This is a genomic window from Cystobacter fuscus, from assembly GCF_044360685.1.
Classification (GTDB): Bacteria; Myxococcota; Myxococcia; order Myxococcales; family Myxococcaceae; genus Cystobacter; species Cystobacter fuscus_C.
The window spans coordinates 141,147-157,526 of record NZ_CP043491.1 but is presented as its reverse complement, the minus strand read 5'-3'; the positions used below and the strand labels follow the sequence as shown (position 1 = coordinate 157,526).

Annotated in this window: 13 protein-coding genes; 6 read left to right on the top strand and 7 right to left on the bottom strand. The window is 69.3% G+C overall.

Annotated elements, in window-relative coordinates:
• Positions 1-38 precede the first annotated feature (38 nt).
• From epsU to F0U63_RS00625, 5 genes are all read left to right on the top strand, one after another.
• Complete coding sequence (gene epsU / locus F0U63_RS00645) at positions 39-1,226, top strand: exopolysaccharide biosynthesis GT2 family glycosyltransferase EpsU (RefSeq protein ID WP_395848551.1); 1,188 nt, start codon at positions 39-41, stop codon at positions 1,224-1,226.
• Between the two features lie 10 nt (positions 1,227-1,236).
• Positions 1,237-2,787, top strand: coding sequence for an exopolysaccharide repeat unit polymerase (gene wzy / locus F0U63_RS00640; protein WP_395842627.1), 1,551 nt, complete (start codon positions 1,237-1,239; stop codon positions 2,785-2,787).
• A 107-nt stretch (positions 2,788-2,894) separates the two neighbouring features.
• Positions 2,895-3,548, top strand: a complete 654-nt coding sequence (locus F0U63_RS00635; protein WP_395842626.1) for a hypothetical protein — start codon at positions 2,895-2,897, stop codon at positions 3,546-3,548.
• Entirely contained in the window at positions 3,545-5,149 is a 1,605-nt protein-coding gene (gene epsD, locus F0U63_RS00630) for an exopolysaccharide biosynthesis glycosyltransferase EpsD (RefSeq protein ID WP_395842624.1), read from the top strand. Before F0U63_RS00635 ends, epsD begins: the two co-directional genes overlap by 4 nt.
• The gene (locus F0U63_RS00625) at positions 5,149-7,941 is read left to right on the top strand and encodes a glycoside hydrolase family 44 protein (protein WP_395842623.1); all 2,793 of its coding nucleotides are present in this window, start codon (positions 5,149-5,151) and stop codon (positions 7,939-7,941) included. The genes epsD and F0U63_RS00625 overlap by 1 nt, the downstream gene beginning before the upstream one ends.
• Positions 7,942-7,999: 58 nt before the next feature.
• On the opposite strand, the gene F0U63_RS00620 is transcribed toward F0U63_RS00625, so the two are convergent.
• The 7 genes from F0U63_RS00620 to F0U63_RS00590 form a co-directional block, all read right to left on the bottom strand.
• Entirely contained in the window at positions 8,000-8,893 is an 894-nt protein-coding gene (locus F0U63_RS00620) for a fatty acid desaturase family protein (RefSeq protein ID WP_395842621.1), read from the bottom strand.
• A gap of 172 nt (positions 8,894-9,065) precedes the next feature.
• The gene (locus F0U63_RS00615; RefSeq protein WP_395842620.1) at positions 9,066-10,346 is read right to left on the bottom strand and encodes a carbamoyl-phosphate synthase; all 1,281 of its coding nucleotides are present in this window, start codon (positions 10,344-10,346) and stop codon (positions 9,066-9,068) included.
• 81 nt (positions 10,347-10,427) lie between these two features.
• Complete coding sequence (locus tag F0U63_RS00610; RefSeq protein WP_395842618.1) at positions 10,428-11,189, bottom strand: WecB/TagA/CpsF family glycosyltransferase; 762 nt, start codon at positions 11,187-11,189, stop codon at positions 10,428-10,430.
• Between the two features lie 45 nt (positions 11,190-11,234).
• Positions 11,235-11,609, bottom strand: a complete 375-nt coding sequence (locus F0U63_RS00605; RefSeq protein ID WP_395842616.1) for a hypothetical protein — start codon at positions 11,607-11,609, stop codon at positions 11,235-11,237.
• Entirely contained in the window at positions 11,606-13,021 is a 1,416-nt protein-coding gene (locus F0U63_RS00600; RefSeq protein ID WP_395842614.1) for a M20/M25/M40 family metallo-hydrolase, read from the bottom strand. Before F0U63_RS00600 ends, F0U63_RS00605 begins: the two co-directional genes overlap by 4 nt.
• Before the next feature lie 86 nt (positions 13,022-13,107).
• Positions 13,108-13,878, bottom strand: coding sequence for a hypothetical protein (locus F0U63_RS00595; protein ID WP_395848550.1), 771 nt, complete (start codon positions 13,876-13,878; stop codon positions 13,108-13,110).
• Positions 13,878-14,705, bottom strand: a complete 828-nt coding sequence (locus F0U63_RS00590) for a hypothetical protein (RefSeq protein ID WP_395842612.1) — start codon at positions 14,703-14,705, stop codon at positions 13,878-13,880. Before F0U63_RS00590 ends, F0U63_RS00595 begins: the two co-directional genes overlap by 1 nt.
• Before the next feature lie 484 nt (positions 14,706-15,189).
• Here F0U63_RS00590 and F0U63_RS00585 point away from each other — a divergent pair, with 484 nt between their 5' ends.
• Complete coding sequence (locus tag F0U63_RS00585; RefSeq protein ID WP_395842610.1) at positions 15,190-16,344, top strand: SGNH/GDSL hydrolase family protein; 1,155 nt, start codon at positions 15,190-15,192, stop codon at positions 16,342-16,344.
• Positions 16,345-16,380: the final 36 nt, after the last annotated feature.

The window sequence follows — 16,380 nt, the reverse complement described above, 5'->3', positions numbered from 1 at the left end:
CGCCTCGCCATGCCCCCATTGGAGTTTTCCGCCCCGTGATGTTGCTCGATCTGACGCTCCTCCTCCTGGCCCTGCCGGTCCTCGCCGCCGCGGGGTACCTGTTGCTGCTCACGCTGCTCTCCGGGCAGAAGCCAGCACCGCCCCGGGTGGCCCCGCGGCTCAAGTTCGACATCATCATCCCCGCCCACAACGAAGAGGCGGGGATCGCGCGCACGGTGACCAACCTGTCGCGGCTGGACTGGCCGGAGGCGCTGCGGCGCATCGTCGTGGTGGCGGACAACTGCTCGGACGCCACGGCCGAGCGGGCGCGGGAGGCCGGAGCCACGGTGCTCGTACGGCACAACCAGCAGCTGCGCGGCAAGGGCTATGCCCTGCAGCTCGCCTTCGACAAGAGCCTCGAGGAGGGCTTCGCCGACGCGGTGGTGGTGGTGGACGCGGACACGGAGGTGACGCCCAACCTGCTGCACGCCTTCGCGCTGCGGCTGGAGGCGGGAGCGCACGCGGTGCAGGCGCACTACGGCGTGCTCAACCCCGAGGCCTCGTGGCGCACGCAGCTCATGGCGGTGTCCATGGCGCTCTTCCACAAGGTGCGCTCGCTGGGCCGCGAGCGCCTGGGCGTGTCGTGCGGCCTGCGCGGCAACGGCATGTGCTTCACCCACGCCATCATCCGCCGGGTGCCCCACGAGGCCTTCTCCATCGTGGAGGACCTGGAGTACGGCATCCGCCTGGGCCAGGCGGGCGAGCGCGTGCACTACGCGTGGGAGGCGGAGGCGCTCGGGGAGATGGTGTCCGGGGAGAAGGCCTCGCGCTCGCAGCGCCGCCGGTGGGAAGGCGGCCGCATGGCGATGATGCGCCAGCACGGCCTGCCGCTGCTCGCCGAGGGGCTCGGCAAGAGGGATCGCATCCTCGTGGACCTGGCGATGGACCTGCTGGTGCTGCCGCTCTCGTGGGTGGTGTTGGGGGCGCTCACGCTCACGGGGGCCTCGGTGGCGCTGTCGCTCGTGCAGGGGCACGTGGCCTGGTCGGCGTGGGCGGCGGCCTTCGCGGTGACGAGCCTGGTGCTCTACGTGATGCGCGGCTGGTGGGTGTCCGGCATGGGCCTGCGCGGCCTGCTGGCGCTCGCGCGGGCGCCCTTCTACGTGGGCTGGAAGCTGTGGCTGCTGACGAGCCCCGCGGAGAAGAAGGGCGAGTGGGTGCGCACCACGCGCGAGACACCCAAGACCTGAGGCGGTGACGATGGAGGCCTTCCTCTCGCGCACACCCGTCTTCCTGTCGCTGCTGGCCCTGCTGGTGGCGGCCACGCTGGGGCTCGTCATCTTCGCGCCCAAGGTGGCGGTGCTGCCCATGGTGCTCGCCGCCGCGCTGTGGTGGGTGTGCCAGCAGCCGGTGCGCAAGCTCACCCTCGGCCTGTTCGCCATGGCCGTCACGGTGGACCTCGTGCCGGAGGTGCCCTACGAGGGCGAGTGGAAGTCCCCGCTGTACTTCCCCGGCAAGCTGCTCTTCATCAACCTGAGCAACGTCATCGGCGTGCCCGGCCTGGGCTTTCCCCTGCTGGACATTGCCACCCTGGGCTTCCTCGCGCTCTACGCCTACCGGCGCGCCAACCGCATCAACATCGACGAGTACACGACGCCCCTGCCCAAGCCGCTCGTCATCGGGCTGCTGGTGCTGCCCGCCACCATCCTGTGGATGCAGGTGTTCGGCATCTACATCAACGGGGGCAACTCGCGCGTGGCCACGTGGCAGTGGCACCAGATGGCGGCGATGCCGCTGCTGGTCCTGCTCTTCAACGTCGCGCTGCGTGGGCCCGAGGACTTCCGCACCATCGGCCGGATGATCGTCGTGGGCTGCTGCACCAAGGCGTTCCTGGGCGCCTTCTTCATCGTGACCATCGCCCGGCCAAAGGGCCTGTACTTCGAGTACGCCACCACGCACTCGGACTCGATGCTGTACGTCGCGGGCCTCATGACGGTGATGATGTCGTGGTTCGAGCAGCCCACGCGCAAGCACTTCTGGCGCATGGTCATCGTGAGCGCCATCATCTTCATGGGCATGCATTACAACGACCGGCGCCTGGGCTACGTGAGCCTCGTCTTCTCGCTCATCGCCGCCTTCCTGATTACCCCCCGGAGCCCGCTCAAGGTGAAGTTCCTTCGGGTGGGGCTGGTGCTCCTGCCCTTCTTCCCCTTCTACCTGGCGGTGGGCTGGCAGACGCCCACGGGCATCTTCGGGCCGGTGGGCATCTTCCGCTCGGTGCTCGAGGGAGAGAACCTGGAGAAGGGGCAGATGGACTACCGCGACATCGAGAACCTCGACGTCATCCACACCTGGCAGGCCAACCCCGTGCTCGGCCGCGGGTGGGGCCACGAGTTCGACGAGATCATCCCCCTGCCCGACATCTCCCACGCCTTCGCCGACTACCGCTACCACCCGCACAACTCGGTGCTGGGCATGCTCGCCTTCGGAGGGGTGCTGGGCTTCAGCGGCCTGTGGGGCTGGATTTCCGTCGCCGTCTTCTTGACGGTGCGCACCTACTCCCGCGCCCGGGAACCGCTCCAGCGCGCCGGCACTTTGGTGGCCATGGCCATCATCGTGGCCTATACCAACCAGTGCTTCGGCGACATGGGCACCATCAGCTGGTTGGGCACCATCCTCATGGCCATGGCGGCCGCCTGCATGGGCAAGGTGGCCACCCTGACCGGGGCCTGGCCGAGCCCCAAGGTCGCGAAAACACCTGAATTCGTTCCAGTTGGGGGAACTCGTACCCAAACGGGAAATCTTGTATGATACCGCACCGAAAGCCCAAGCGGCCACGGAAATATGACACTCCGCGCACTGGTCCGGCATCTTCGGGGGTGCCAACCGCCCCGGGACGCGGTAGTATAGTTCCGGCCATGTTCGAGCCTCACGACAAGAAGACGAAGGGTGGCTCGCGCACGGGAGGCCCCACGTCACCCGACATGCGGCGCGTGGTGCAGCCGCTGTCCGTCGTGCGTGGGAGTCGGCCGCAGCCCCCGCCTGCTTCTCCGGAGCGAGAAGTGGAGGCCGAGGGCCCGGTGGCCACGGCAGCGGAGACGGCGCAGCCGCAGTATGCCCCCACGCCCAGCGTGCCGTCGAGCACGCTGTTGCAGCTCTGGGCGATGCTCAACCAGCGTCACCGCTGGTCCTCGCTGGTGGTGGTGCCCTCGCACGCGGGGGGCTCGGGACTGCAGGCCGTCCAGGCCATTCTCGAGGTCGCCAGCCGGCAGAGCAGCACGCCCCTGCACTTCCTGGACGCCGAGGGCCTGGAGCTGGGCGCCTCGCAGCACGTGGTCAGTGAGATGCGGGCGTACGTGGAGCAGGGCGACCGGGTCGTCGTCCTCATCGACTCCGTCGTCGCCAACCCCCTGGGGCTGGAAATCGCGCTGGCGGCCGAGAAGGCGCTCTTGAGCGTGACGCTCGGCACCTCGGATTACACCTCGGCCCGCCGGACGCTGGACCTGATTGGGAAGGAGCGCTTCCTCGGAAGCGTTACCCTCCAGCCCCCGTCCGGAGCCCTGAAGAAATGAACGCAGCTTCCGGCGCCCCTGGCGCCGTTGTTCCTCCTCGGCCCGAGGCCTCGCGCCCGCGGCTGAGTGTGGTCGTTGCCACCTACAACCGCGCGGATCTCATCCAGCGCCTGCTCCACCAGCTCGCCCGGCAGACGCTGCCCCCCTCCGACTTCGAGGTGGTGGTGGTGGATGACGGCTCGCGCGAGCCGGTGGCCCCCGTGCTGGACAAGCTCTCGCTGCCCTACACGCTGCGCGTGGAGACGCAGGCCAACGCCGGCGCGGCGGCCGCCCGCCACCGCGGGGTGCTCGCCGCCCGGGGCGACATCGTCCTCATCACCGACGACGACATGCAGGTGGCCGAGGACTTCCTCGCCCGGCACCTCGCGCGCCACCCCCAGGGCTCGCGCAACGTGGTGCTCGGCGGCATCCGCCCGGACCCCGCCATCTCAGACATGCCGCTGTTCGAGCGCTGGTACGCCTGGCTCAACAACCGCATCGCCGCGAGCATGAGCGGCCCCAAGCGGCGCGCCCACGGCTGGCAGCTCTTCACCGGCAACGTGTCCTTCCGGCGCGCGGACTACGTGGCCGCGGGCGGCTTCGACAAGAGCCTCGGCCAGTCCGAGGACATCGAGCTGGGCGTGCGCCTGGAGAAGGCCGGCTGCCGCTTCGAGTTCTGCGCCGCCGCGCACGTGCTGCACGGCTCGGATCACACCAGCTACGAGAAGTGGCTCAAGCGCGCCCACCGCTATGGTGTCTTCGACTCGCGCGTGGCGGACAAGCACCCGGACGTGCCGCAGGTGGACCCGTGGCGCTTCCTCTTCGAGATGAACCCGCTGGCCCGGCCGCTGCTCGCCGCCGCGGTGGTGGCGCCCGAGGCCACGCGTCCGCTCACGGAGGCGGTGATGGGTGCGGCGCGGCGGGCCGACGAGGCGGGTTACTCGAAGCTGGCCTTCATGGGCACCTCGGTGACGTACGCCATGGAGTACCTGCGCGGGGCGCGCGCCGAGGCGGGCTCGCTGGGCGAGGCGGCGCGGCACGTGGCGCGCTTCGCCCTCACCGCGGGCGGGCCCGGCCAGGTGCGGCGGCTCGTCCAGGCGCTCCAGGAGGACGCGCTGGAGGCGACGCGCTCCGAGCACCACGGCCAGGCGAGCCCCAAGGCCGTGGCCGCCATGGTGCTCACGTCGGACGGCTACCGGGTGCTCGCGCTGCAGCGGCTGCGCGAGGCGGCGCGGAGCCTGGGCATTCCCCTGGGCAACCACGCGCTGCGCGTGGCCCAGACGGCGCTGCTCGGCGTGGAGATTGGCAAGGACGTGCAGCTGGGCACCGGCGTCTACTTCGTCCACAGCCTGGGCACCGTCATCGGCGGCGACGCGAAGATTGGCAACCGCGTGCGCTTCTACGGCAACAACACCGTGGGCACCGCCAAGGATGACGGCTACCCCACCATCGAGGACGACGTGTGGGTGGGCGCCGGCGCGCGCATCCTCGGTCCCATCACCATCGGCGCCCGCTCGCGCATCGGCGCCAACGCGGTGGTGCTCCAGGACGTGCCGCCCGACAGCGTGGCCGTGGGCATCCCCGCCCGCGTCTTCCCGCGCCGCGACGTGGACGGCGAGTGATGCGGCCCGTCTTCTCGTCATGGCGCGGCCGCTGGTCCCGCGTCGCCCTCCTGTCCGGCGTCTGCCTCGGCGCGCCCCTGCTCACCTCGTGCAAGCGCGGCTCCTCCCAGGAGGCCAGTGCTGGCGCGACCGTCTATGACATCCCCGCCATCACCGAGGCCCTCTGGAGCCGGGGCTACTTGATGGAGGGATGGGTCGACGAAGGCTGGTCCGAGCGGGAGCTCAAGCCCCCCGGCCCGGCCCGGCTGCGCATGGACAAGATGGGCGGCTGGATGCTGCGCAAGAAGGGCCTCCAGGGGGAGTTCGGCGGACTCGCGCTGCGCTACCGGGCCCCCGCGGACTTCGGCGACTTCCTCGAGGTGCGGCTGGAGACGGAGGGCGAGACGATCTTCCCCCGCGTGAAGGTGAACGCGAGCCACGTGGCGCGCCGCGACGGGGACCAGGTCCAGCTCTTCATCCCGCTCGAGCAGCTCAATCCCAAGCGGGCCGAGTTCAGCAGTGTCGTGCTGCGCGCCTACAAGAACGTGGGCAAGGACTGGGTGGAGATCGACGAGCTGGGCCTCACCGCGCCCGGCGGCATGACGCCCGCCTCGGACACCGGGAGCCCCTCCCAGGAGTCCCAGGCCAGCGAGGCCCCCTCCGGCGCCGTCGTCGAGCCCATGGACCTGGCCTACGACAACGGCCTGCTCCCGGGCTGGGAAGACCGAGGGTGGGCCCAGCACGAGATGGAGGGTGCATCGCCCGCGAAGCTGCGCCTGCACAAGTTCGGCGGGTGGAGCCTGTCCAAGAAGGAGCTCGGGACCGACTACGGCGGCCTCACGCTGCGCTACCGCGCGCCCAAGAGCTTCGGCGACTTCCTCGAGGTGCGGCTGGACTCCGAGGGCGAGACGCTCTTCCACCGCGTGCGCGTGTCCGAGGCGCACGTCGTCGCCCGCGACGGGGATTGGACGCAGGTGTTCATCCCCATGAGCGAGCTCAACCCGCGCAAGGAGGCCTTCACGCAGCTCGTGCTGCGCGCCTACAAGCCGGTGGGCGAGGACTGGGTGGAGATCAGCCAGCTGGGCCTCGCGCGGCTCGCCGACCGCGCCACCCCGCCGCCCTCCCGGACTCCTCCCGCCGTGGCCCAGGCGGCAAGCCCTCCCCGCCCGCCTCCTTCCTACTCCGCGCCCACTCCCACTCCCGCGCCCGCCGGCACGGGGGGTGGAACCCGCCCGGGCTTCGGCAACACCAAGGGCTCGCGCGTGGTGGTGGATTGCACCGCGCCCGGCCACTCCATCAGCCCGCTCATCTACGGCATCGCCTTCAGCAACCTGCGCGAGCTCAAGGAGTCCCACCAGTGGGAGCTGGGCGCCACCGCGCGCCGCTGGGGAGGCAACGCCAGCTCCCGCTACAACTGGAAGATTGGCAACGTCTGGAACACGGCCAACGACTGGTACTTCCGCAACGTCGTCCTCGGCACCCGCCCCGACTACACCGCCGACAGCTTCCTCCAGGCCAACCTCCAGCACGGGCTCCAGTCCGCCCTCACCGTGCCCCTCATCGGCTGGGTGGCCAAGGACGCCACCTCCACGAGCTTTCCCCGCTCGCTCTTCGGCCCCCAGCAGAAGATGGATCCGGACGTGCCCGAGGCCGGCAATGGGCTCGCGTCCTCGGGCGAAGCCCTGGCCCCGCCCGAGCCCACCCAGACGAGCGTCGAGGCCCCTCCCTCCTTCATCCACGAGTGGGTGCGCTCGCTGCGCGAGAAGGACAAGAAGCGCGGGCGCAGCGTCCAGATGTACATCCTCGACAACGAGCCGATGCTCTGGAACACCACGCACCGCGACGTGCACCCGGAGCCCGTCACCTATGACGAGCTGCTCGAGCGCACCATCGCCTACGGCACCGCCGTGCGCAAAGCCGACCCAGACGCCGTCATCGCCGGCCCGGCCGAGTGGGGCTGGACGAACTACTTCCACTCGGCGGCGGACCTGGCTCCGGGCGGCAACAAGAAGGACATCAAGGCGCACGGCAACCTCGCGCTCCTGCCCTGGTACCTCAAGAAGCTGCGCGAGCACGAGCAGCAGACGGGCACCCGCATCCTCGACGTGGTGGACGTCCACTTCTACCCCCAGGGCAAGGGCATGGGCATGGAGGAGCGGGGCGCCACCGATCCCGACACCTCCGCGCGGCGCATCCGCTCGGTGCGCGCGCTGTGGGATCCCTCGTACGAAGACGAGTCGTGGATCGAAGACACCGTGGAGCTCATCCCCCGCCTCAAGCGATGGATCGCCGAGTACTACCCCAAGCGGGGCATCTCCATCGGGGAGTACAACTTCGGCGCCACCACGCACATGAGCGGCGGGCTCGCCCAGGCCGAGGCGCTCGGACGCTTCGCCGAGCAGGGCATCACCTCGGCCTTCATGTTCACCTATCCGCCCCGCAACAGCCCCGCCTTCTGGGCGTTCCGCGCGTTCCGCAACTTCGATGGCCAGGGCGGCCGATTCCTCGACCACTACGTGCCCTCGCGCTTCGACAAGCCGGCGGACGCCCGGACGACGTCGCTGTTCGCCTCACGCGATGACAGCGGCGAGCACATGGTCTCCGTCGCGCTCAACCTGGACGCGGACGCGGCGCGCACCACCCAGGTGGAGTTCAAGGGGTGCGGCAACGTCGAGAGCGTGCGGGTGTTCGGCTACCGGGGCGGGCCAGCGGGCTTCTCCGAGAACCAGACCTTCCTGACCTCGGGCAACAGCGTGCAGCTGGTATTGCCGCCCTGGTCCATGTCCGTGTTGGACCTGAAGCTCGCGCGGTAGTCGGCCGCCGCGCGCCCGGCGGGAGACAGGCCCCTCGCGAGGCCCCTCCCCGGGTGACTCAGGCCGCGGCGGCGCGCTTGGGCGAGGGCGACACGGCGGTGGACGCGAGCGCTTCCACCTGCTCGTCGCTCAGCACCAGCTTGGCCTCGGACTCGCGCCACACGAAGGGGATGCCCGGCTGGCGGTAGAGATGGGGGGGGATGTCGCGCGCGAGCTGCGCGTGCAGCTCGGGCAGCTTCGACCAGTGCAGGCCGTGCCGCGAGTGGTGCGCGGTGTGGTAGCCCAGGTTGCCCGTCATCAGGTTGTAGCCCCGATGGAGGATGTTGTACGAGGCTTGGTTGTGGTCGTCCGTCTCCAGGCCCACGTGGTGGAAGTAGGTGGCCCACACCGTCACGTAGAGCGACACCGCCATGGGCAGCAGGAAGACGAAGAGCGCGTTGTACCAGTTGTGCCAGAAGAGCACGCCCAGCAGCGCCACCTGCAACGCGGCCATGCCCACGAAGATGCGCAGCGCCTTGCGGTGCTGGGGCTGCTCCAGGCCCACCTGGAAGGCCCGCGGATAGGCCGTGAGCGCCGTCTTGAGCGAGTACTCCACCTCGCCCATCGTCGTCCCGTCATCGCGCTTCCAACGCGACTCGTCCTTCTCCTGGTCCAGGTAGTTCTTGTGGTGGCCCACCACGTGGTGCAGGAACCAGGCGTGCGAGGTGATTCCCGTCTGGAAGCCGAACACCACCTCCAGGAGGCGGTTGGGCAGCGCGTGACGGAACATCGGCAGGTGCTGGTGGTTGTGGTTCCACGAGCAGATCCACCCCTTGGGGATGATGAGCGCGCCGAACCACAGGATGGGCAACCACCAGTTGCTCGCCAGGAAGTACACCGTCAGGTCCAGTGCGAACACGCACAGGAACAGCAGGACGGGGATGCGGTCTTCGCGATACCGGAACAGGGTCATGCGCTTTCCGTGAAGGAGCCGTCCGAACCCCCCTCCAGGAGGAGGAAGGCGCGGCAGCGGCGGGAAATGACGCGGAGCATACAGGAAAGCCCCGCGCTCCCGGGATGGGCAAAGCGACATCCTCCCCAGGTGGCCCGGCGGCCAGGGAAGCACCCCGGGCGAGCCGCTCCGGCTACTTGTCCAACACCATGGTGCGGATGAAGCTCTTGGGGTGGCGCGCGTAGAAGCGCAGGTGCATGGCCACGTCCACCACCCACGGCACCCAGTCCCCGATGTCGATGACGGCGTCCACCGCGCGCTCGCTGTGACGCGCGTACCACTCGCGCCACTGCCGCACCTCCTGCGAGGACAGCCGGCCCGACAGCCCCTGCGCGCGCAGGAGCAGCTCGAAGATGCCCCGGTGGCAGTAGATGTACTGGCCCGTCCCCTTCCACGCGAGCGCCTCGCGCGCCACCTGGGCCAGCCGCTCCTCGTTGCCACCCGCCGCCTCGTAGACGAACAGGGGCAGCGGCATGCCCCGCGCGACGTCGAAGCCCATCTGGCTGAAGAAGCGCGGGTTGAAGTCGATGAGCAGCTGCCGACCCCCCACGCGGATGAACTCCACCTCGAACGTGCCGTAGTAGCCGAGCTTCTTGCACAACTGGCGCACCTTCTCCGCCAGCGCCTCGTCCACCGGCACCTCCTCGAAGCACAGGCCGATGCCCAGCTTGCGCGGCCGCTGCAACACCTTGAGCGCCCCGCGCGCCACGAACAGCTCGCCCGTGCGGTCCACGAAGCCACTCATGCTGAAGATGTTCTGCGCCGCCTCCGTGTAGAAGGCCTGCACCATGGGCCGGTTGGCCCGCGGGTCATACGCGAGCAGCTTGCGCCCGTACTGGTTGCGCTCGAGGAACTCGCGGTAGCGCGGCAGCAGCTCGCTCGCGCGCTCCACCTGCGCGCCCTTCACGTGGCTCTCGAAGAGGATCTGCGTCTGCGGCTTGAGCAGCACCGGGAAGCGCGCCTCGGCCGCCACGCGCTCCACCGCGGCCTCGTTCTCCGGGAACCAGGTGTCCGGCACGTCCAGCCCCACGCCCTCGCACAGGTCGTGCAGCCGCTGCTTGTTGAGCAGCCCGTAGATGGCGCTCACGTCCGGCTGGTACATGAGGAAGTGGCGCGCGAGCTCCTCGCGGTGCAGGGCGAACAGCCACGCCATGTCGTCGCTCGTGGGGTAGAGCACGTGGCCGGGCTCGCGCTCGCCGAAGCGCACCAGCCACTCCATGAAGGCGTCCGAGTCCCCCACGCTCGGGCAGCTCACCCGCCGCGTCACGTAGCGGCTCCAGCGCGCGGGCGCGAGCAGCTTGGACTCGGCCATGGTGATGGGGATGCCGAGCCGGCCCAGGCTGCGCACCGCCGCCAGCGTGCCGTAGTAGTCGGCCATCGTCAGCAGGATGGGTGGCCGAGCGGGTGTCGTCATGATGGAGCTCCTCGTCGAGGGACCCAGGTCCCCCCCGCGGGGAACCTACCCCAACTCGCCTACCCCGGGCTCACCGGCGCATCACTTGCGCAGCGATGACAGACGAACCTCGGCCACGTGGGTGAAATAGACGGGAATGCCCACCACGTAACGGCGGAACAGCCGCCGGGGTTCCACGGCCAGACGGAAGAGCCACTCCATGCCCGTCTGACGCATCACCAGCGGCGCCCGCGGCACCTTGCCCCCGATGTAGTCCAGCACCGCGCCTCCGTTGACGATGAGCACCGGGTGCGACAGGGCCTCGCGCAGCTTCACGGAGATCTCCTCCTGCTTGGGCATGCCCATGGCCATGAGGATGAGGTCCGGCTTGGACTCGGCCGCGAGCCGCAGGTAGGTCTCCGGCGGATCAAAGCCCTCGTGGCAGGCCACCACCTTCAGGCCCCACTCCTCCAGCGTGCGCCGCGCGTTGTCCAACCACGGCGAGCGCGTCCCGAAGAGCGCCACGCTCCGCCCCGCGTACGCCCGGGCGATGCGCGGGATGAAGTCCGTGCCATTCATGTTCAGCCCGTAGCGCCGGTGGAAGGCGCGCAGGCCCAGCTTCACCCCGATGCCATCGCGCAGCAGCACGTCCGAGCGCAGCAGCCCGTCCAACATGCCCGGCTGATCCCACCCCAGGTTCACCGCGTGCGCGTTGACGAAGGAGAGGATGAGGGGACGGTCGACGCGCGTGAGCTCCTCGAGCAACGCCTGTTCCGCCGCCTCGTCCTCGATGATGCGCAGCCGGTCCATCAGCGCCATGAAGTCCCGCGCCCGCGCGGCCCGACGCCCCTGCTGTCTCGCCATGCTTCCTCCTCAGGAGCGGCGAGGATAGTGGACTCGGGGCGGACTTCAATCCACCTCCAGTCCCGGCTCGCCCTCCTCCAGCGCCTCCAGCACCAGGTCCGCCGCCTTGCCCAGCGAATAGCCCGGCGCCAGCTCCCGCGCCGCCACCAGCACCGGATGCAGCCGCTCGGCCAGCTCGCGCGCCCCCAGCGTGTCGCCCCGCATCAGCTCCTCGCCCACGCCCAGCACCAGGTCCAACAGCAGCAGCCGGCGGCGATCCACCCAGCCCTGCGACAACTGGGGACTCGTCTCCTCGGGCCAGGCGGCCCGGGCCCTCGCACGCACCTCGAGGAGCGCCTCCAGCACCTGCTCGCGCCGCTCCGGCTGCATCCGGCCCCGGCGCGAGCCCCGCTGATTCTCGGCCTCGGGATGATCGCTCATGGGTGGGGCGCCGCGGGGGCTTCGGGACGGGGCAGCACGCCGGGCACCTCGGCCAGCACGTAGCTCACCCACGCGAGCGCCGCCGTGCTGTGCGCCAGGTCCTTCGGGTCCACCTTGTCCAGCGTGTCCGCCTCCGAGTGGTGCACGTCGAAGTAGCGGCTGGAGTCCACCCGCACGCCCACGAAGGGCACCCGCGCCGGCATCAGGGGCGAGATGTCCGCACCGCTCGCCTCGCCCGGCAGGAGCACGCCCGCGCCCAGCGCCTCGAGCGGACGCAGCCAGGGCTTCACCAGCGCGTCGCCACCAGGGCCCGCGCGCAGCACCACACCCAGGGGCTTGCCTCCCCCCGAGTCCATCTCCAGCGCGGCCACGTGCTCGCCCAGCTCCGCCGCGTGCGCCTCGGCGTAGGCGCGGCCTCCGCGCAGCCCGTTCTCCTCGTTCATGAAGAGCACCACGCGCACCGTGCGCCGGGGCGCGGGCTTGAGCCGGGCGAGCAGCCGCGCCGTCTCCATCACCATCGTCACGCCGGCCCCGTCATCGTGCGCGCCCGTGCCCACGTCCCACGAGTCCAGGTGCGCGCCGAGCAACACCACCTCGCGCGGCTTCTCGCGGCCCTTCACCTCGGCCACCACGTTGAAGGAGTCCGCGTCCGGCAGCGTCTGGCACGTGAGCTTCAGCTCCACCTTCACCGGGCCCGAGGCCAACAGGCGGTGCAACAGCTCCCCGTCCTCCACCGACACCGCCGCGGCGGGAATGGCCGGCACGCCCTCGTCGTAGCGCAGCGCGCCCGTGTGCGGCGTGCGCAGCGACGCGGTGGCCAGCGAGCGGATGAGCATGCCCACCGCCCCCGCCTTCGCCGCCACCGACGCGCCCCGGGTGCGCAGTCCGGCCGCGGGGCCGTAGTCCTTCGTCTCCGCCATGGAGTGGTTGAAGAAGACCACCTTTCCCTTCACCTTGTCCCCGAGCGCCGCCACCTCCTCGAACGAGCGCACCTCGACGACCTCGGCGGAGAGGCCCTCGGGAGGAGTGGCCACGCTGCCGCCGAGTGCCAGCACGGCGAGCTTCTGCTCGCGCCGGGTGTCCGAGGCGAGCACGCGCGCGGAGCCCTCGCCGCGCACCCAGTGGGGAACCTTCACGGGCTCGAGCCACACCTTCACCCCGTCCGCCTCGAGGCTCCGCTTCGCCCAACGAACCGCGGCGTCCGCGCCCTCCGAGCCGGACAACCGCGGGCCGATGCCGTCGGTGAGCTCGGCGAGACGGGCGTAGGCATGGCCATCGGTGAGCGCCACGCCGATGAGCTGCTCGGCCACCTGGGGGGAGGGGCCCGAGGGCGCGGCGGCCTTGGCCGGGGACCTGGGCGGTGCGGAGAGAAGACAGAGCAAGGCGGCGGAGAGCGGCAGGGCGGCGGGCACGGCGAGACTCCAGCGACGAGAAGAGGGCCCACACTTTCGTCCCCGGAGCGGCGGCTCGCAAGCCCCGCTTCGCCAGGCCGGGCGCCTCAGAACGCCGCGAACAGGTCGACGACGGACTGCGCCAACAACTCCCGCTGCTCGGGCTCCAGGGTGTCGGCGTAGGCCAGGACATCCCGAACCCCGGGTGACGAGCGCGTATAGAAGAGCCCTTGGATCTTGCGGCGGATCTCTCCTCCCTCGGGCATGGCCTGGTTCAAGGTATCCAGGACGGCATCGGCCCCCATCAGTTTGACGTACGCGAAGATGTCGAAGCTGTCCTTGCTGCCCTCGGGACGCAGTTGCAGCTTGGCCCGCGTCTTCATGGCGAGGAATCCCACCGCATCCGGAATCGAGATCCTCAAGGGTGTGCCTTGAATGATCAACGTGATGGGTCGAGCCCGCCGCAGGACCAGCCGCGAGTCCGGAAGAGGCGTCATGGCGGTGGGAAGATCTTCCGGTTCGACTTCTTCGGGAGCGAAGAGATCGAGCTGTACCCACAGACCTTGCAACTTCTTGGACCAGCGAAACTGACGAGCACGTTCATAGCCCCGTTGCTTCAAGACCTCCGGCAACCGGCCCGCCATGAACTCGGTGCCATCCAGATCGAAGAGCAGATCGGGCTCGAAGGTGAACCCCCGGGTGACCTCTTCTCCTGTCTCCGTCTCGACGGCGATGACGCCAGAATGGCCTCGCCGTCTCGACTCCAGGGCGAGCACCTGCCCTCCAATCAGCACGACCGAGGAGGCGAGATCTCCCAGATCGATCATCAATTCTCCGAGTTCCCGGAGAACCGCCTCGAACTGCTCCACTTCATCCATCACGCAGGGCTCTCCGGGAGAAGCGGCAACGCCTCGAGGTAGCGCGCTTGCAAGACCTCCGCCTGCTCCTTTCCTCGTCCCGCGCTGAAGTGGAAGTCGACGATGAGCTGAGGCAGTGCCACTCCGAGGCCGTGCGGCAACTCGCGGGGCATGAAGTAGACGCCTCCCGCTTGCGTGTCGGCCGCAACCTCCGGGCGCATCACCCAGAAGTTGTGTGGAGTCATGCGGCGCAGACCGAAAGCCTGGATGAGGGAGTCCACCGGCCCGGTCGAATAGACGCCATGCGGTAATCCCGAGGCGAAGCGTTCCTCGGGTCGCAGTCCGCTGGCCAGGGTGAAGACCGACCTGATGCCCAGGGCAGTCAGCGCGGAATGTCCCCGCTGGAGCGAGTCGGCGGTCGTGGAGGGCGCGTTGAAGGCGTCGACCACCGCCGCGGTCCGCTTGCCACTGTCGAGCCAGGCGCGAACCAGACCCGCGGGATCCCTCACCCGGAAGCCAGACTTCCTGGAGGCACGCTCCAGATAGCCGTCCCGTTCCAGGCGGGTCAGGACGCCTTGCGCATAGCCGTAGCCCGTCTGGGTCAACTCCTCCAGTTGACGAATGCTCCAGGTCCGCCCCGGCTCACTCAAGAGGACGCGAACCAGGCGGCTCCCCTTGCCGTGGAACACCGGAGCCCGCGGAGTCCGTTGGAAGCGCCCCCGTCCCTGGATACGGATGAAGGCGCCCCCGGAATTGAGCACGAGCGTGCCGCGCAGATCCACGAGCGCGACGTCCTCACGCGCACAGACCTCGATGAGACCCGAACTGGCCACATCGGTGGCGATCATCGGCACGCGTGGCACAGGCAATCCCCGCCCCGCTGACTCCCGCCTCCTCAGTTCCTCATCGAGTCCTCGGAGGCGCTCGCGCAGGCGCGGAACATCCACCGGAAACAGGGGCGCTCGATACGCCATCAGGACGGGAACCCCTCCTTGAGGAAGTCTCACCTGCACGAGGTCATAGACAGCCTGGCCGCCTGGTCCCCGCTGCGGCACCACGAGCGAGTCCTGACGGAGCAACTCCACCCCGCGCGGCAGCGGAAGGGGGTCCTTCCAAAAGGTTTCCTGGAAGCTCACGGGTGGAGAGCCCTCGCTCAATTCTGTCGATTTATAGCGTTCGACGTCGTTGAAGGCCACTTCCCGGAGATTCAGGCCGTTTATCGACAGAATTGGACGTTCCACCGCCAGGGGGAATCCAGCGCGGCTCCCCGTCCTTCGACAGGAGGAGACACTGGGGGCGATACTCCTGCTCCAGCCCGAGGAGGAACGAGAAATGAATCGCATTCATGGGGCCGTGCTGGTCGCGGCGTCCACCCTGGTGAGCTGCGCGCCGTTCGAGGCGTGGGACGACTACGGCGCGATGGATCCAAAGCTGCAATTCATCGGGCGCATGCAGTTCGACGATGACTTCGGCCCCCGGTATGCCTATCCCGGCGCGACCGTGCGCTTGCGCTGCGATTGCACCGGCGTGGACGTGGCCTTCAAGGACGAGGGCACAGGCGGTGACAAGCGCACCAACTTCGTCAATGTCATCGTCGATGGCAAGCAGACCGCCGTGCTCAAGCTCCCGAATACGGACAACGGCGAGCTGCTCAAGGCCGTCCGCGGCCTGAAGCCGGGCGAGCACACCATCGAGTTCGTCAAGCGCACCGGGCCCTACGCGGGCACCATCCAGTTCCGGGGCATCAGCGTGCAGGGCACCCTGCTGGATCCCCCTCCCCTCCCCGAGCGGCGCATCGAGATCATCGGAGAGTCCGTCTCCTGTGGCTACGGCAACGAGGTGAGCATCAAGGCCCCCAACAACACGGAGCCCAACACCGGCTACCACTCCAAGAACGAGGACAACTCCAAGGCCTATGGAGCGCTCCTCGGCCGCCGGTTCGATGCCCAGGTCGTCACCACGTGCATGTGGTACCGGGGCGTGCAACGCAACCCCGACGGCTCCACCGAGGACACCCTCGCCACGCGCTACAAGCGCCTCTTTCCCGACGACGACAGCGAGGAGGCCGTCTGGGACACCCGCGACTACGTCCCCGACGTCATCATCCTCAACCTGGGCGTCAGCGACTTCGCCGTGCGCGATGAAACCAATACACCCAGCGCCCCGGACCCCATGCTCTTCAAGGCGGCCTACGCGAAATTCGTCGAGGAGCTGCGCAGGTACTACCCCTCCGCGAAGATCATCTGCGCCGTCGGTCCGACGATGAGCGACTACTACCCCAAGGACCGCCAGCACTGGACGCTCATCCAGCGGTACGTGAAGGAGATGGTCGAGGAGTTGGCAAACCCCAACGTCTTCTACCTGGCCCATCCGCCCGCCTCGAGCGGCTCCTACGGCGAGGACTGGCACCCCACCGCCGAGGAACACCAGCACATGGCCGAGGCTCTGGGCAATTTCATCCAGACCCAGAGCGGACTCGGGTGGTGACGCGCCGGGAAGCGTCCCAGCGCGCCCACCGCTCCC

What these genes read in the sequence shown, in the direction of transcription:
- F0U63_RS00605 (WP_395842616.1), bottom strand. Translation starts at nt 11,609, where the DNA reads ATGAGCGATCATCCCGAGGCCGAGAATCAGCGGGGCTCGCGCCGGGGC.
- F0U63_RS00615 (WP_395842620.1), bottom strand. Translation starts at nt 10,346, where the DNA reads ATGACGACACCCGCTCGGCCACCCATCCTGCTGACGATGGCCGACTAC.
- epsD (WP_395842624.1), top strand. Translation starts at nt 3,545, where the DNA reads ATGAACGCAGCTTCCGGCGCCCCTGGCGCCGTTGTTCCTCCTCGGCCC.
- F0U63_RS00610 (WP_395842618.1), bottom strand. Translation starts at nt 11,189, where the DNA reads ATGGCGAGACAGCAGGGGCGTCGGGCCGCGCGGGCGCGGGACTTCATG.
- epsU (WP_395848551.1), top strand. Translation starts at nt 39, where the DNA reads ATGTTGCTCGATCTGACGCTCCTCCTCCTGGCCCTGCCGGTCCTCGCC.
- F0U63_RS00625 (WP_395842623.1), top strand. Translation starts at nt 5,149, where the DNA reads ATGCGGCCCGTCTTCTCGTCATGGCGCGGCCGCTGGTCCCGCGTCGCC.
- F0U63_RS00595 (WP_395848550.1), bottom strand. Translation starts at nt 13,878, where the DNA reads ATGGATGAAGTGGAGCAGTTCGAGGCGGTTCTCCGGGAACTCGGAGAA.
- F0U63_RS00620 (WP_395842621.1), bottom strand. Translation starts at nt 8,893, where the DNA reads ATGACCCTGTTCCGGTATCGCGAAGACCGCATCCCCGTCCTGCTGTTC.
- wzy (WP_395842627.1), top strand. Translation starts at nt 1,237, where the DNA reads ATGGAGGCCTTCCTCTCGCGCACACCCGTCTTCCTGTCGCTGCTGGCC.
- F0U63_RS00590 (WP_395842612.1), bottom strand. Translation starts at nt 14,705, where the DNA reads ATGATCGCCACCGATGTGGCCAGTTCGGGTCTCATCGAGGTCTGTGCG.
- F0U63_RS00635 (WP_395842626.1), top strand. Translation starts at nt 2,895, where the DNA reads ATGTTCGAGCCTCACGACAAGAAGACGAAGGGTGGCTCGCGCACGGGA.
- F0U63_RS00585 (WP_395842610.1), top strand. Translation starts at nt 15,190, where the DNA reads ATGAATCGCATTCATGGGGCCGTGCTGGTCGCGGCGTCCACCCTGGTG.